Annotated in this window: 7 protein-coding genes and 1 tRNA gene; 2 read left to right on the forward strand and 6 right to left on the reverse strand. The window is 67.1% G+C overall.

The window, feature by feature from the left end; translation table 11 throughout:
• Nucleotides 1-73: 73 nt before the first annotated feature.
• The 4 genes from AC5P60_RS10690 to dnaX form a co-directional block, all read right to left on the reverse strand.
• Entirely contained in the window at nucleotides 74-433 is a 360-nt protein-coding gene (locus AC5P60_RS10690; RefSeq protein WP_005408300.1) for a histidine triad nucleotide-binding protein, read from the reverse strand.
• 67 nt (nucleotides 434-500) lie between these two features.
• Nucleotides 501-1100, reverse strand: a complete 600-nt coding sequence (recR, locus tag AC5P60_RS10695; protein ID WP_005408299.1) for a recombination mediator RecR — start codon at nucleotides 1098-1100, stop codon at nucleotides 501-503.
• Between the two features lie 111 nt (nucleotides 1101-1211).
• The gene (locus tag AC5P60_RS10700) at nucleotides 1212-1532 is read right to left on the reverse strand and encodes a YbaB/EbfC family nucleoid-associated protein (RefSeq protein ID WP_005408298.1); all 321 of its coding nucleotides are present in this window, start codon (nucleotides 1530-1532) and stop codon (nucleotides 1212-1214) included.
• A 6-nt stretch (nucleotides 1533-1538) separates the two neighbouring features.
• On the reverse strand, nucleotides 1539-3572 hold the full coding sequence (gene dnaX / locus AC5P60_RS10705; RefSeq protein WP_483693508.1) for a DNA polymerase III subunit gamma/tau: 2034 nt from the start codon (nucleotides 3570-3572) through the stop codon (nucleotides 1539-1541).
• A gap of 162 nt (nucleotides 3573-3734) precedes the next feature.
• Here dnaX and AC5P60_RS10710 point away from each other — a divergent pair.
• Nucleotides 3735-3827 (forward strand) — tRNA-Ser (locus AC5P60_RS10710).
• Nucleotides 3828-4162: 335 nt separating this feature from the next.
• Here the strand turns inward: AC5P60_RS10710 and AC5P60_RS10715 are convergent.
• A complete protein-coding gene (locus AC5P60_RS10715; RefSeq protein WP_483693509.1) occupies nucleotides 4163-4537 on the reverse strand; it encodes a DUF3592 domain-containing protein in 375 nt (124 codons plus the stop codon).
• A gap of 370 nt (nucleotides 4538-4907) precedes the next feature.
• Here AC5P60_RS10715 and AC5P60_RS10720 point away from each other — a divergent pair, with 370 nt between their 5' ends.
• The gene (locus AC5P60_RS10720; protein ID WP_033835198.1) at nucleotides 4908-5351 is read left to right on the forward strand and encodes a GNAT family N-acetyltransferase; all 444 of its coding nucleotides are present in this window, start codon (nucleotides 4908-4910) and stop codon (nucleotides 5349-5351) included.
• Nucleotides 5352-5407: 56 nt separating this feature from the next.
• On the opposite strand, the gene AC5P60_RS10725 is transcribed toward AC5P60_RS10720, so the two are convergent.
• Nucleotides 5408-16312: an autotransporter-associated beta strand repeat-containing protein gene (locus AC5P60_RS10725; protein ID WP_483693510.1), complete on the reverse strand. Its 10905-nt coding sequence runs from the start codon at nucleotides 16310-16312 to the stop codon at nucleotides 5408-5410.
• Between the last annotated feature and the right edge of the window lie 23 nt (nucleotides 16313-16335).

A 16335-nucleotide genomic window follows, 5' to 3' on the forward strand; every position in this document is an offset into this window, starting at 1 on the left:
CACCGCACAGGCATGACGGAAAAGGCCGCCCTCGGGCGGCCTTTTTCATCCGCGCATGGCGTGGACAGGGGCTTCAACGCCCAGGCGCACCGAAATGCCCCAGCGGCGCACCGGCCAGCAGGTGCATGTGGATATGGAACACGGTCTGCCCGGCATGCTCGCGGCAGTTCATCACGATACGGTAACCGTCCTGTGCGAAGCCCTCGCGGCGCGCATACTCGGCGGCAGCCAGCGCCAGCTTGCCGATCAGGTGCGCCTGCGACGGCTGCAGGTCATCCAGGGTCGGAATGATCTCGTTCTTCGGAATGAACAGCACGTGCACCGGCGCCTGCGGTGCGATGTCCTTGAAGCCCAGCACCTCGTCATCCTCGTAGACGATGGTGGCCGGGATCTCGCGACGGATGATCTTGCTGAAGAGGGTTTCGTTGCTCATGGTCGGCCTCGGCGGGGATGTCATCCGCATTGTAGGCCGGCCGCGCCGGGGGATGCCCGGCCGGCATTCAATCGCGGAATTCGCTGCGCGTTCCGAACGCGTGCGAGAGCGTGCCGCGATCGACGTATTCGAGTTCACCGCCAAGTGGCAGGCCCTGCGCCAAACGGCTCGGCTGCACCTTGCGTGCGCGCGCCAGCTGCGCCAGGTAATGCGCGGTGGCCTCGCCCTCGACAGTGGCGCTGGTGGCGATGATCAGCTCCTGCACCTCGCCTTCGGCCAACCGTCGCTCCAATTGCTCCAGGCCCAGCTCGCGCGGGCCGATGCCATCGAGCGGCGACAGCCGCCCCTGCAGCACGAAGTAGACACCGCGGAAGCCGGTGGCGTTCTCGATGGCCAGGCGGTCGGCCGGCGATTCGACCACGCACAGCTGGCTGCGCTCGCGGCTGCCGTTGGCACAGGTCGGGCACAGCTCGGTTTCGCTGAAATCGCGGCACTGCACGCAGTGGCCGATTCGCTCCACCGCCAATGCCAGTGTCTCGGCCAGACGCTGGCCACCTTCGCGCTCGCGCTCGAGCAGGTGATAGGCCATGCGCTGTGCAGTCTTCTGGCCGACGCCAGGCAGCACCCGCAATGCGTCGATCAATTGTTCAAGCAGGGGTGCGGACACGGCGGCATGCTTTCATGGCGTCGAGCACGCTCGACAGCTGTCTGTAGAGTCGAGCCATGCTCGACCGAGGGTTGGAGCGGGCACCTGCAGCGGCAGGCGCCCCCTGGGAAATCAGAACGGCAGCTTCATGCCCGGCGGCAGCTGCATGCCGGCGGTGGCCGACCCCATCTTCGACTTCGACTCGGCATCGATCTTGTTCGAGGCATCATTGAAGGCGGCGGCGATCAGGTCTTCCAGCATCTCCGGGTCGCTGGTCAGCGACGGGTCGATGCGCACCTTGCGGCATTCCTTGGCACCGGTCAGGGTCACGCTGACCATGCCGCCGCCGGCGCTGCCGGTCACTTCGATCTTGGCGATTTCTTCCTGGGCCTTCTGCAGGTTTTCCTGCATTTTCTGGGCCTGCTGCATCAGTTGGGCGATGTTTCCGCGCATGGTGTCTTACTCGTCAAAAGAACGGATGGAATCGGAAACAACCCGGGCACCGTGCTGTTGGATCAGCACCTGCACTTCCGGGTCGTCCATGAAAACGGCCTCTGCCACCTGCTGCCGCTCACTACGCTGGCGGTCGGCACGCTGGTGCAGAGTCTCGGCCGGAACGTGTTCGGTTTCCACGGTCTCGACCACGATCTTCGGCGCCTGGCCGAGGGCCTTCTCCAGCATCTCGCCCAGGGCGGCCAGCGCGCGCTCCGAGCGCAGGTATTCAAATCCGGGCGAAAGGCCCAGTTTCAAGGTCCCGTGCTGGCAACTGATGAAGGCAGCGTTGGCGGCCAGCTGCCGCGACGGGCCGCTCAGGCCACTGTTGGCGACCAGATCCAGCCAGTCCTCGGCGCTGGCCAGGTCGCTCACACCTTCCAGCGGCGCATTCTCCTGCACTGGCGCCGGCTCGACCGGCGCGATGGCAATGCCTTCAGTGCGGAACGGGCGCTCGGGCGGTGCAGGCTCGCTGGGAGCCGCGACGGGAGCCGGCGGCTCATGCCAGGGCGCCACCATGGCAGCTTCCGGCCCAGCCATCTCGGCCGCCAGCGCCTCGTCACGTGCCTCGGCTTCGTCGGTGGCCCACGGCGGCAGGTCGTCGCCCACTTCTATTTCAACGGACGGCGGCGCCGCTGCTTCGGCCTTCACCGGCGGCGGTGACACCGGCTCTTCCACCGGAACCGGCTCGGGCTCCGGCGTCGGGTCCGGTTCGGGTTGCGGGGCCGGCTCAGGTTCGGGTTCAGGTTCGCGCGGCGCGGCCTGCACCGGAGCGGCCACCTGCGCCACCACGGCCGGGCTTGCCGAAGCGGCGGCAGTCGCCGGCGTCGCTTCGTGGGTACCCGCACCGGTGCCACCACCGGCAGCATTGCCACCCGGCGCATTGCCTGCCCCCTCCACCGACTTCGGCACCGGCGGGACCGCCGCGGCCGGGCGGAACGCCAACATGCGCAGCACGGCCATCTCGAAGCCCGCGCGCGGGCTCGGCGCCATCGGCAGGTCACGACGGCCGTTCAAGGCCATCTGGTACCAGAGCTGCACCACTTCCGGGCGCAGGCGCTCGGCGAATGCGGCGGCGTCCAGGCCTTCGGCAACGGCCGCACCCGGTACCAGCTGCTGCACCTGGATGCGGTGCAGGCCTTCGGCCAGCGCTTCCAGCACGCCACTCCAGTCCGGCGAGAATTCGGCCAGCGCGGCCACCACCTGCAGCAGGCGCGGGCCATTGCCGTCAGCCAGCGCATCGAGCATCGCCGCCACCTGGGTGCGGTCGACCGTGCCCAGCATGGTACGCACCACGTCCTCGCGCAGCGCGCCGCCGGCATAGGCAATCGCCTGGTCCAGCAGCGACAGGCCATCCCGCAGGCTGCCATCAGCGGCCTTGGCCAGCTGCACGATGGCACTGCCGTCGGCCTCGATCTCCTCGGCCGCCAGGATGCGGGTCATCTGGCCCTGGATCTGGTCCTCGTCCAGGCGCTTGAGGTTGAACTGCAGGCAGCGGCTGAGCACGGTGACCGGCAGCTTCTGCGGATCGGTGGTGGCCAGCAGGAACTTCACGTGCTCCGGCGGCTCTTCCAGCGTCTTCAGCAGCGCATTGAACGCCGCCTTGGACAGCATGTGCACTTCGTCGATCAGGTAGACCTTGTACTTGCCACGCGAAGGCATGTACTGCGCGTTCTCGATCACCTCGCGCACGTCGTCCACGCCGGTGTTGGACGCGGCGTCGATTTCCAGCAGGTCGATGTAGCGGCCGGCGTCGATATCCAGGCAGGCTGCACACTGGCCGCAGGGATCGGCACTGGTGCCCTGTTCGCAGTTCAGCGACTTGGCGAAGATGCGCGCGATGGTGGTCTTGCCCACGCCGCGGGTGCCGGTGAACAGGAACGCATGGTGGACCCGGCCGCTGTCCAGTGCGTTGCTGAGCGCACGGACCACGTGTTCCTGGCCCACCAGCTCGGCAAAACGCTTTGGACGCCACTTGCGGGCAAGGACGAGATAGGACATCAGGCCACCGTTTTCCATCGGATGTTCCATTGTGCCATGCCTGTCCAGCCCCCTCGCCTCCGGCACATCTTTCGCGGGTTCCTGGCCGGGGTGCTTGTGAAGTGCCGCGCAGCCCGCTAGAATCTGCGCCCCTGCTGAGGCGTTTGCCGATGGCAGGGATCCGGAGAGGTGTCCGAGTGGTTGAAGGAGCACGCCTGGAAAGTGTGTAAGCGTCTAAACCGCGCTTCGGGGGTTCGAATCCCCCTCTCTCCGCCAGACAAACGCAAAAGGGCCGCCCACAGGGTGGCCCTTTTGCGTTTGTCTGGCGGATGGGATGGGTGGTGAGACGCCCCGCCGGGGTTCGACGGTTCTGCAGGAGCAGAACCGGACAGCCGCAGGCTGGTCCCGGGGCGCAACGCGCATCGGGATCGGGTGCAGGGATGCACCCGACAATCCCCCTCTCTCCGCCAGATAAATGAAGAAGCCGCCCACTGGGCGGCTTTTTTATTTGGCTGGCGGGAAGCGCGCTAGGTACTACCGGACTGAACAGGCCCTGCCGCCTGGGGCAGGTCCAACGGTCCGCCCGCCGACAGCGCGCGATCTGCTGCGAGTCACCTGCGCCGGAGCAGTCCCCGCACGCAGACGCCGACGAACGCCAGCCCCAGCAGCATCCACACGACCGTCATTCCCCACAGCGCACCGAACGTATCCAGGACCGGCTCCACGCGCGGTTGCGCCGGATCGTACAGCACGCGTACCGGCTGTCCAGGCTCATAGCCGAAGATCATGCCGCCCTGCGGGTAAGAGACGCGTTGGCCGGTCGCGGTGGTGAACGCAATCTGCGGATGCGATCCGCCCGCGTTCAGGCGCTCAACCTGGCCATCGACGGCCTGCGCGATCTGCAGGAACTCAAGGCGATGCGTCACTTCGAAGGCAGCCACGGCAAGGATCAACAGCCCCACCGCGCCAAACAGCAGACTGCGCATGACCTGGGCGGTCCGGGAAAGAGAAGGGTCGGGCATCGCTCGACAGCTCCGTTGCAGGCAGGAAGACGAATGGGGCCGGCGGATCCTGCCGCGCGGTCAGTCCCACGTGTCGAAAGCATAGCCCAGAAGCCGCCGCGCCCCGCTCCATCGCGGCCGCATGCGCCTCGCCACTGACGCACCCGCCTGGTACAGGCGCCTGTGTTCCGCACAGTCATTCGAGTTGGGCGAAATCATCCGTGAGAAGATCGACTCCGCTCCACGCACCTTGGAACACTTCGGCGGCTCCTGCGGCCTCGTCGTGCGATACCCACTTGAGAAGGACAACGTCTGGACGGTTGAAATGCGCCCGGGCAACGCCAAGGCATTTTCCATGAATCTCCGCCTCTACCGCCCCGCCGATGCCAGCGCCTGCCTGTCGATTTTCGACAGCAACGTGCCCACCTACTTCGCGCCCGAAGAGCGCAGCGACTTTGAGCGCTTCCTGCAAGAACAGGCCATGGACTGTGCATTCCAGGTCATCGAGCGAGATGGCAGCATCGTGGCGTGCGGCGGCCTGTCGCGACGCGGCGACGGCAGTGCCGGTTTCTGCTGGGGCATGGTACAGCGCGCGCTGCACCGGCATGGACTGGGCCGGGAACTGGCGCTGGCACGCCTGCGCCAGGCCGAAGCGGATCCCTCGATCAAGCGCATCACGCTCAGTACCAGCCAGCACACCCAGGGCTTCTATGCTGGCCTGGGCTTCCAGGTGACGCGGATCGTTTCCAATGGCCACGGCGCCGGGATCGATGCCGTGGAGATGGAGCGGAGGGTCTAGCCCTCCGCACCGCCCTGGATCCACGCAGGCGTGGATCCAACGTCGCCCGACTCTCCTCAGAAGCCCACACGCAGGTTGATCTGCCCGCCCACGTCGCGGCGGCCATCGCCGTGCTGGCCCTGCACGAACATCGACAGCTGGCTGTTGCGGCCGAGGCCCACCGCCACGCCCACCTGACTGACCAGCGCATTGCGTGCCATCACCGCGCTGTAGACGTCGAAGGCATTGCCGCCCACCGCGAAGCGGTTGCGGCTGGCCACATCGGTATCACCCGATGCATGCTGCCAGCCCAGGCCAACCGTCAGCTGCGCCGGGAAGCGCTCGCCGCTGCCCACATCCCAACGGCCGCGCACGCCCACGGTGCTGACATTGAGCGTGTCCTTGCCGCCTTCCAGCACCAGCGCAGCCGTGCCGCCCTGCTCCACCGCACCATCACTGTCGACCCAGTGCCTGGTGAACTGCACATACGGCTGCAGTTGGGTCCTGCCATGGGTCCAGGTCCAGCTGCCCTCCACCTGCGCGATGGTCACATCCGAGTCCTGGCGGCTGTACAGGGTCTGGCCCAGCAGCGGCACCTCACGCGTGGTACGCGTGCGGTAGTCACCGCGCGATACGCTGCCACCGACCGCAAAGCCGTTGTTCCACTGGCCCTGCGCATACAGGCCGAACGTGTTGCCGCGCAGGCGGGCCCGCGAGCTGCGATCGTACAGGCGCGTATCCAGCCGCTCGTTGCCTGCGGCCGCACCCAGCACCACGTGTTCGCCCAGCTGCCAGTCCACGCCCGCCATCAGTGCATTGCGGTTGGAGCGGATGTCGTCGCCGTTGCCGTCACCGTCCTGGCGGAACACCTTGCCGCTGCCGGCCAGCCAGGCCGAGGCACGCTCGCCACGCACGGTCGGCAGTTCGCTGCCGAGACGCTGGCGGATGCCCTCTTCCAGGTAGTTGTCGTACAGCAGCACCGCACGGCTGACCGCATGTACCTCGCCGGACAACTGGTCGAACGCCGCACGCGCGGTACCCGCGTCATACATCAGCAGCGTGTTGTACAGGCCCAGTGCCGGACCACTCTGCGGCAGGCTGTCCAGCGCTGCAGCGGTGTTGTACTGGTTGCGCGTCTTCGCCGCCGTGGTGAATGCCGCGGTCTGCGCCACGTCGATCTGCAGGTTGGCCGTGTTCGCGGTATAGACCGGGGTGATGGTCAGGAAGGCCGACGGCGAGGTTGCCGAAGCGAACTGCCCGCTGACGCCACCACCCGCGTTGATCACGGTGTACTGCTGGCCCTGCTGGTAGCTAGTGTTCGGCGAGATGGTATTCACCTTGACGATGCTGCCACCCACGTTGGCGCTGCCGCCCACCTGCACCGTGTCGCTGCCGCTGGCACCCAGATCGACGCCCAGCGTGCTGCCCGGCGACAACGTCAGGTTGCCGCCCACCGTGATCGTGCCGGTGCCATTGCCTGCACCACTGCCGTTGCCCGGGCCATTGCCCGGCGACAGCATGCCGCCGCTGGACACCGTCACGCCGCCACCCGTGCCACCGATGGTCCCGGTACCGGACAGCGTGGTACCGCTGCCGATGGTCCACTGGCCACCGATGTTGCCGGTGACATTCAGGCCACCGCCGGTGACCTGGCCGGTGCCACTGAAGCCGCCGCTGTTGCCGCCCAGGTTCAGGCCGCCCGGGCCTGCCTGCACGATGCTGCCACCACCGCTGATGGTGCCGCCCAGCGTGGTGGTGCCGCTGGTGTTGATGACCAGGCCACCGTTGTTGGTGATGTTGCCGGTGATCGAGCCGCTGGCGCCGCCATTGCCGACCTGCACGGTGCCGCCGGCATTGATGGTGGTGCCGCCGGTGTAGGTGTTGTTGCCGGTCAGGGTGACCGTTCCGGTGCCGGCCTGGGTCAGGCCACCACTGCCGCTGATGGTACCTCCGACGGTGGTGTTGCCGCCCACGTTGAACACCAGGCTGCCGTTGTTGCTGACGTTGCCGGCGATCGCGCCGCTGGCGCCGCCATTGCCGACCTGCAACGTGCCGCCGGTGTTGATGGTGGTGCCACCGGTATAGGTGTTGTTGCCGCCCAGGATCAACGTGCCGCTGCCGGCCTGGGTCAGGCCACCGCTGCCGCTGATGGCGCCACCGACCGTGGTATTGCCGGCCACGTTGAACACCAGGTTGCCGTTGTTGGTGACGTTGCCACCGATCGCGCCGGTCGCACCGCCGTTGCCGACCTGCAACGTGCCGCCTGCATTGATCGTGGTCGGCCCGGTGTAGGTGTTGTTGCCGGTCACGGTCAGAGTGCCGCTGCCGGCCTGGGTCAGGCCGCCGCTGCCGCTGATGGTGCCGCCCAGCGTGGTGTTGCCGGCCACGTTGGACAGCAGCGTGCCGTTGTTGGTGACATCGCCAATGATCGAGCCGGTCGCGCCGCCATTGCCCAGCTGCAGCGTGCCGCCGGCGTTAATGGTGGTACCCCCGGTGTAGGTGTTGGTGCCGGTCAGCACCAGCGACCCACTGCCCGCCTGGGTCAGGCCACCCGTACCGCTGATGGTGCCGCCCAGCTGCGTGTTGCCGGCCACGCTGGAGATCAACGCGCCATTGTTGGTGATGTCTCCAGCGATGGCGCCGGTTGCCCCGCCGTTGCCGACCTGCAGCGTACCGCCGGTATTGATCGTGGTGCCACCGGTATAGGTGTTGTTGCCGACCAGGGTCAGCACGCCGCTGCCGGCCTGGGTCAGGCCACCGCTGCCGCTGATGGCGCCACCGACCGTGGTGTTGCCGCCCACGTTGAATACCAGGCTGCCGTTGTTGGCAACGTTGCCGGTGATCGCACCGGTCGCACCGCCATTGCCCACCTGCAGGGTGCCACCGGCATTGACGGTGGTGCCGCCGGTATAGGTGTTGTTGCCGGTCAGCACCAGCACGCCGCTGCCGGCCTGGGTCAGGCCGCCACTACCGCTGATGGTGCCACCGAGCGTGGTGTTGCCGGCCACGTTGGATACCAGCGCACCGTTGTTGGTGATGTCACCGACGATCGCGCCGGTTGCACCGCCGTTGCCGACCTGCAATGTGCCACCGGCATTGATGGTGGTACCGCCGGTGTAGGTGTTGTTGCCGGTCAGCACCAGCGTACCGCTGCCGGCCTGGGTCAGGCTGCCACTGCCGCTGACCACACCGCCCACGGTTGCCGTGGTGCCGACGTTGTAGACCAGGCTGCCATTGTTGGTGATGTCGCCCAGCACCGAACCGGTGCTGCCACCGTTGCCGATCTGCAGGGTGCTGCCACCGTTGATGGTGGTACCGCCGGTATAGGTGTTGTCGCCGCTCAGGGTCAGCGTACCGGTACCTCCCTGCACCAGGCCGCCGGTGCCACTGAGGACGCCAGCGAACACGGTGCTGGCGTTGTTGCCGCCGGTAGTCAGCGTTGCGCCTCCCAGCGCCACCGTGCTGCCGGCCACGCCGGCCAGGCCACCGATGCTCTGGTTGCCACCGGCACTGATGTCCAGCGTACCGGTGCCGGCCAGGTTCACCGTGCTGGCACCGGACAGGCTGCCGCCGGCTGCTACCGCCAGCGTGCCGCTGTTGATGGTGGTGGTGCCGGTATAGCTGCTGGCACCGCCCAGGGTGACCGTCGCCGCGCCATCCTTCAGCAAGCCACCGGCACCGCTGATCGGTCCGTTCAAGGTCAGCGCGTTGCTGCCGGCCAGAGTCAGCGTGCCGCTGGCCAGCTGCACGGTGTTGGCCAGCGTCAGCGCACTGGTGCCATCCAGGCTGGCGTTGCCGCCTACGGTCAGCGCGCCGGTTCCCAGTGCATTGTTGTTGCCCAGGGCGAGGCCGCCGGCGTTGAGTGCCACGCCGCCGCTGAAGGTATTGTTACCGCTCAGGGTCTGTATGCCGGCGCCGTTCTTCACCAGGCCACCGGTGCCGGTGATGTCACCGGCGAACGTGCTGTTACCCACGCCATTGAGCGTCAGCGTGCTGCCGCCCAGCGCCACTGCCGAACCCGCCACGCCGGCCAGCGAGCCGATGGCCTGCGCGCCTCCCGCACTGATGTCGAAGGCGGTACCGGCGTTGGCCAGGTTCACCGCACCGGTGGCAGCCAGGCTGCCACCGGCGCCGATCGCCAGCGTGCCGGCGTTGATGGTGGTACCACCGGTGAAGGTGTTGGTGCCGGTCAAGGTCTGGGTACCCGATCCTTCCTTGATCAGGCCACCGGAGCCGGCCACCGAACCACTGAACGTGCCATTGGTGGCGTCTCCGATCGTCAGCGTGTTGGCACCCAGGTTCACCGTACCGTTGCCGATCAGGGTACCGAACTGCTGCGTGCCGCTACCCGCCGACAGATCGAAGGTCGCACCCGAGGCCAGGTTGACGATGCCGCTGGCGTGAAGGCTCGCGCCCGCGCCCAGTGCCAACGTACCGGCGTTGATGTTGGTACCGCCGGTGTAGGTGTTGGTGCCGTTCAAGGTCAGCGTGGCTGCCCCCTCCTTGGTCAGACTGCCGGTGCCGCTCAGGCTGCCATTGAGGGTCAGGTTGTTGCTGCCCAGCACGGTCAACGCGTTGTTGAGGACGAAGGTGTTGGCAAGGATGGCCGCAGTATTCGAATCGATCGTAGCAGCGCCTCCGACCGTCACCGTACCGGTGCCCAGCGCAGCATTGTTGCCGACCACCAGGCCACCGGCGTTGAGCGCCACGCCACCGCTGAAGGTGTTGACGCCATTGAGCGTCTGCACGCCCGCGCCGTTCTTGATCAGGCCACCACTGCCGCCGATCACACCGTTGAAGATGCTGTCCACCGTGCCGCCCAGGGTCAGCGTGCTGCCGCCCAGCGCCACCGTGCTGCCTGCCACGCCGGCCAGCGAACCGATGGTCTGGTTGCCCGCGGAGATGTCGAGCGTACCGGTACCGGCCAGGTTCACCGCGCCGGTTGCGGCGAGGCTGCCCACAGCACCGATCGCCAGCGTGCCGCTGTTGATGGTGGTACCACCGGTGTAGGTGTTGGCACCGCTCAGGGTTACCGTGGCCGCACCGTCCTTGATCAACCCACCTGTACCCGAGATCACACCGCCCAGTGCCAGCGACTGGCTGCCGAGCAGATCAAGATTGGCACCCGCTGCCAGGCTGATGTTGTTGGCCAGGCTGGCACCGGTCGATGCGTCCAGCGTTGCGTTGCTTCCGACCGTCAACGCACCGCTGCCGAGCGCAGCGTTGTTGCCAACCACCAGGCCACCGCCGTTGAGTGCAACGCCACCGCTGAAGAGATTGGCACCGCCCAGAGTGAGAATCCCGGCGCCATTCTTGACCAGGCCACCGGTGCCGGAAATAGCGCCATCGAAGAGGCTGTTGCCAACGCCACCGAGTGTCAGCGTCTGTGCCCCCAGGCTCACCGTCGAGCCCGCCACGCCGTTCAACGCCCCGATGGTCTGGCTGGCCCCTGCGGTGGAGATATCAAAGCCGGTGCCTGCGGCGCTCAGCGTCACCGCGCCGGTGGCGGCCAGGCTGCCACCGGGACCAATCGCCAGCGTGCCGGCATTGATGAAGGTCCCGCCGGTGTAGGTATTGGCACCGGTCAGCGTCTCGATGCCCGCACCGACCTTGGTCAGGCCCCCCGTGCCTGCGATCGAGCCACTGAAGGTGCCATTGGTGGCGCCGCCGACCTCGATCGAGTTGGCACCGAGGTTCACCGTACCGTTGCCGACCAGCGTGCCGAACTGCTGCGTGCCACTGCCGGCAGACAGATCCAGCGTGGCGCCGGTGGCGAGGTTCACGGTACCGCTCGCCGCCAGGCTGGCACCGGCCCCCAGCGCCAGCGTGCCGGCGTTGATGTTGGTGCCACCGGTGTAGGTGTTGGCGCCATTCAAGGTCAGCGTCGCGCTGCCATTCTTGGTCAGGCTGCCGGCCCCGGAAAGGACGCCGTTGAGTGTGAGTGCCTGGGTCCCGAGCACGGTCAGCCCGGCATTGAGCGCAATGTTGTTGGCCAGCGTTGCCAGGCCGGTGGTATCCAGCGTGGCAGCACCACCGACGGTCAATGCGCCCGTGCCCAGCGCTGCGTCATTGCCGAGCACCAGTCCGCCTGCATTGAGCGTCACGCCACCACCGAAGGTATTGGCGCCGGACAAGGTCTGTACGCCCGCGCCCACCTTGACCAGGCCACCACCGCCGCTGATCACGCCATCGAACGCGGCGTTGCCGGCCGTACCGAAGGTGAGCGAATTGCCGCCCAGCGTCAGCGTGCTTCCCCCCGCTCCGTTGAGTGCACCGATGGTCTGGTTGCTGCCGGCGCCGGAGATATCGAAGCCAGCGCCTGCGCCCAGCGTGACATCACCGACTGCGGCGAGACTGCCACCCGTACCCAACGCGAGCGTGCCGGCGTTGATGGTGGTACCGCCGGTGTAGGTGTTGGCACCGGACAGCGTCAGCGTGGTGCCGCCATTCTTGATCAGGCTGCCATTGCCGCCGACCACGCCGGACAGCGTCAGCGCATTGCTGCCGGGCAGCGTGAGTGCGACGCCCGAGCCCAGCGTGACCGCATTGCCGAGTGTCAGTGCAGTGCCCGCATCCAGCGTGGTGCTGGCATTGACCGCCAGCGCACCGGTACCGAGCGCACCACTCGCGCCGACCACCAGGCCACCACCGTTCAAGGTCAGGCCGCCACCGAAGGTATTGGTGTTGTTGAGGGTCAGCAGGCCCGCACCATTCTTGACCAGGCTGCCGTTGCCGCTCAGCACGCCTCCGAATGCAACGTCACTGGTTCCGCCCAGGGCGAGCTGGGTGCCGGCACCGAAGTTCACCGCGTTGGCCAGATTCAATGCCACCGTGCTGTCCAGCGTGGTGGTGCCGCCAATACCCAGTGCACCGGTACCAAGCGCACCTGCATCGCCCAGCACCAACCCGCCCGCGTTGAGCGCAAGGCCACCACTGAACGTGTTTGCACCGGACAGCGTCTGCACGCCCGTGCCGGTCTTGACCAAGCCACCGGTACCACCGATCACACCGGCAAAGCTGCCATTGCTGGCACCGCCAAAGGTCAGCGACTGCGCGCCCAGCGCCAGCTGGCTGCCCGCCACGCCATTCAACGCGCCGATAGTCTGTGCCGCACCGGCGGCGGAGATGTCCAGTGTCGCGCCCGCAACGGCGAGATTCACCGTACCGGCTGCGGCGAGACTGCCGCCTGCGCCCAGCGCCAGCGTGCCGGCGTTGATGGTGGTGCCGCCGTTGTAGGTATTGGCGCCCGACAACGTCAACCGCGCCGTGCCGTCCTTGATCAGCCCACCGGCACCGAATACCGGACCGGCCAGCGTCAGGTCATTGCTGCCCAGCACGGAAAGGTTGGCACCGGCAGCGAGACCGATGTTGTTGCCCAGCGCCAGCGCCGTTGTGGCCTCCAGCGAAGCGTTGCCGCCCACGTCCAGCTGGCCGGTACCCAGCGCCTGCGCATTGCCCAGCTGCAGCAGACCCGCGTTGAGGCCGACGCCCCCGCTGAACGTATTGGCGCCGTTCAACGCCAGCGTCGCCGTACCGTTCTTGACCAGGCTGCCAGTACCACTGATGAGACCGCCCAGCGACACGTTCTGGCTACCCAGCAGATCCAGCGCCGCGCCGGCGCCGAGGTTGAGGTTGTTGGCGAGGTTCAGCGCTACCGAACTGTCCAGCGTGGCATTGGCGCCCACCGACAGCGCACCGGTACCCAGTGCGCCGGCATTGCCCAGCAGCACGCCGCCGCCGTTGACGGTGAGCCCACCACCGAAGCTGTTGGCGCCGTTGAGGGTCAAGGTGGTGGCACCATTCTTCACCAGCCTGCCAGCACCGGACACCACGCCACCCAGCGTGATCGCCTGCGAGCCCGGCAGCGACAGCGCGGCACCCGCGCCCAGGGACACATTGTTGAGCAGGTTCAGCGAGACGCCGCCATCGAGCGAGACGCTGCCGCCAATGCCCAGCGTCCCGGTGCCGAGTGCGCCACTGTTGCCCAGCAGCAGACTGCCGGCGTTTGCGCTCAGTCCACCGCTGAAGGTGTTGGTACCGTTCAAGGTCAGTGTCGACGCGCCATTCTTGACCAGGCTGCCGGTGCCGGTGATGTTGCCGGCCAGGGCCAGGTTCTGGCTGCCCGGCAGGGTCAATGCCGCGCCAAGGTTGATCGCATTGCCCAGGTTGAGTGCTGCAGTGGTGTCCAGCGAACCGTTGCCACTGACCGTCAGCGCACCGCTTCCCAGCGCGCCGGCGTTGCCCAGCACCAGGCCGCCGGCCGCAAGATTCGACCCACCACTGAAGGTGTTGGCGCCGGTCAGCGTCTGCACGCCACTGCCCTGCTTGACCAGGCCACCGGTGCCGCCGATCACGCCGGCGAAGGTCTGGTTGGTGGCATCACCGAAGGTGAGCGTGCTGCTGCCCAACGTCACCGTGCTGCCGGCGATGCCGGACAGTGCACCGATGGTCTGGTTGCCACCCAGCGAGATGTCCAGGTCAGCGCCCATGCCGGCCAGGCTGACCGCACCGCCGGCAGCCAGGCTGCCGCCGCTGCCCACCGCGACCTTGCCGGCATTGATCGCCAAGCCGCCGGTGAAGGTGTTCGCACCACCCAGCGTCAGCGTGGCAGCGCCGTTCTTGACCAGGCTGCCGGTCCCGCCAATGACACCCCCCAGCGTCAGCGCGTTCGAGCCCAGCACATTGAGCGAACCGCCGGCGCCCAGTGTGATGCCATTGCCCACGGTGAGCCCGGTGCTGGCGTCGAGCGATACCGCGCCGCCGACGTTCAATGCGCCGGCTCCCAGTGCACCGCCATTGCCCAGCACCAGACTGCCGGCGTTGAGCGCCAGACCGCCGCCGAACGTATTGGCGCCGTTGAGCGTCAGGGTTGCCGCGCCATTCTTGATCAGGCCGCCAGCGCCACCGATCACGCCGTTGAAGGTGAGCGCCTGGTTGCCCAGCAGATTCAGGCTGGCCCCGGCACCGAGGTTGACGGCATTGGTCAACGCCAACCCGGTCGTGCCATCCAGCGTGGCATTGCCGCCGACGGACAGCGTGCCGCTGCCCAACGCTGCCACGTTGCCCAGCAACAAGCCGCCGGCGTTGAGCGCAACACCGCCGCTGAGGTTGTTTACGCCGGACAGGGTCTGCACACCGATGCCCTGCTTGATCAGGCCACCCGTGCCGGCGCCGAACGTGCCGCTGTAACTGGTGTCGCCCAGCCCGCCCAAGGTCAGAGTGTGGCTGCCCAGATTGACCGTGCCGCCGAGGCCGGCCAACGAGCCGATGGTCTGGTTGGCCGCTGCCGTCAGGTCCAGCGTGGTGCCAACGCCCAGCGTCATCGCACCCGTGGGTGACAGGCTGCCGCCCGCGCCGAGCGCCAACGCGCCTCCGGCCAGGTTGAAACTGCCGGTCAGCGCATTGGCACCGTTCAAGGTGAGAGTGCCGGCGCCGTTCTTGGTCACGTTGCCGGCACCGGAGATCGAACCGTTCAATGACAACGCATTGCTGCCCAGCAGGTTCAGCGAGCCCCCGCCATTGATCACCAGATTGTTGCCCAGGGTGAAGCCCGCCGTCGTATCCAACGAAGCGCTGCCACCCACGGTCAGGTTGCCGCTGCCCAGTGCACCGGCACTCCCCAGTACCAGGCCGCCGGCATTGAGGTTGACGCCGCCGGAGAACAGGTTTGCGCCGCCGAGCGTGACGATGCCGGTGTTGTTGACCGTCAGCCCGCCAGTACCGGACAGCACGCCACCCAGGCTGAACGCATTGGTCCCCGCGAGTGACAGATTGCCACCAAGGCTGAAAGCGTTGGCCAGATTCAGACCGGCCGTGGAGGAGGCGATGGCACCGCCGTTGGCGGTGAACAGCCCTGTGCCGAAGGAACCGGCATTATTGAAATTGACCAGACCATCATTGAGCGTGGTCGTGCCTGCACCCGCCCACGCGCCCTGCAGGTTCCAGGTACCGCTGTTGACGGTGAGCCTCTGGAAGTTGATGTACTGGTTCCAGCCCAGCGTGGTCACCACCCCACCGGTACCGCTGCCCGGGCCGGTGGCGCTGTTCTGCAGCACCAGGCTGTTGTTGGACGCCGAACCACCGTCGACGATGCCGGCCGCGGCCAGATTCACCGCAAGCGCGCCGACCTGCCCGGCCACGCCGATACCGGCGGTATTGACGCTGGAACCAGACACGGCGGTGAAGGTGTTCCCGGTGACCGAACTGCCCAGGTTCACACTGCCGTTGATGGTTCCTGCGTTGAGGAAGGTATTGCCGGCCCCCGCCGTGGCCGAACCCTGGAACCCTATGCGGCCGGTAATGGTGCCGGTGTTGTCGAGAGTGGTCTGCGCACCACCGTAGCTGACGATCGATGCCGCATCGGCCGTGGTCAACAGGCCTGCACCAAAGATCGACATGTCCACATTACCGGCGTTGACGATGTTGCTGACACCGCCGGAAGCATTCTGCACCACCAGCGCCTGTCCGCCGAAACCGAAGATGGAGCCGATGTTGACCAGGCCTTTGATCGCCCCGCCTGCCTGATTGTTGACGCTGATGGTGTTTCCACCGACGGTGTTGTTGCCCAGCACCATGCCCGACGCCGCCAGGCTCAGGCCACCGTTGATCGTGGGATCGACCGTGCCCTGGTTGTTCACGGTGATGCCATTACCACTCAAATTCACTGCACTTCCGCCAACGACCGGCAGCACGCTGAGCGCGGCGCCGGTCTGGATATCCAGCGTCACGCCGTTGATGCTGTTGGTCAGCGAATTGGTATTGGAGCCGGTGGCGCAGGTCACCGTCGTACCTGCGGTAGTGCAGGCCGCAAACGCCGATCCGCTGGCCAGTGTGGCGGCCAAAGCCACCGCCAGCTGGTGCGCCCGCAATCGCGGCACCCGCCCTGCGCTGACCGCGCTTCCGCCGGGATTCCGGGCGACCTCCGAAGCAACCTGCATTACCCCAAGGGCACGATTGAAAACCAGACGGTAAATGCGGTTCATCGGTAAATCTCCATGAAAAGACC

This window comes from Stenotrophomonas sp. YJH_SMC_120, assembly GCF_059368675.1.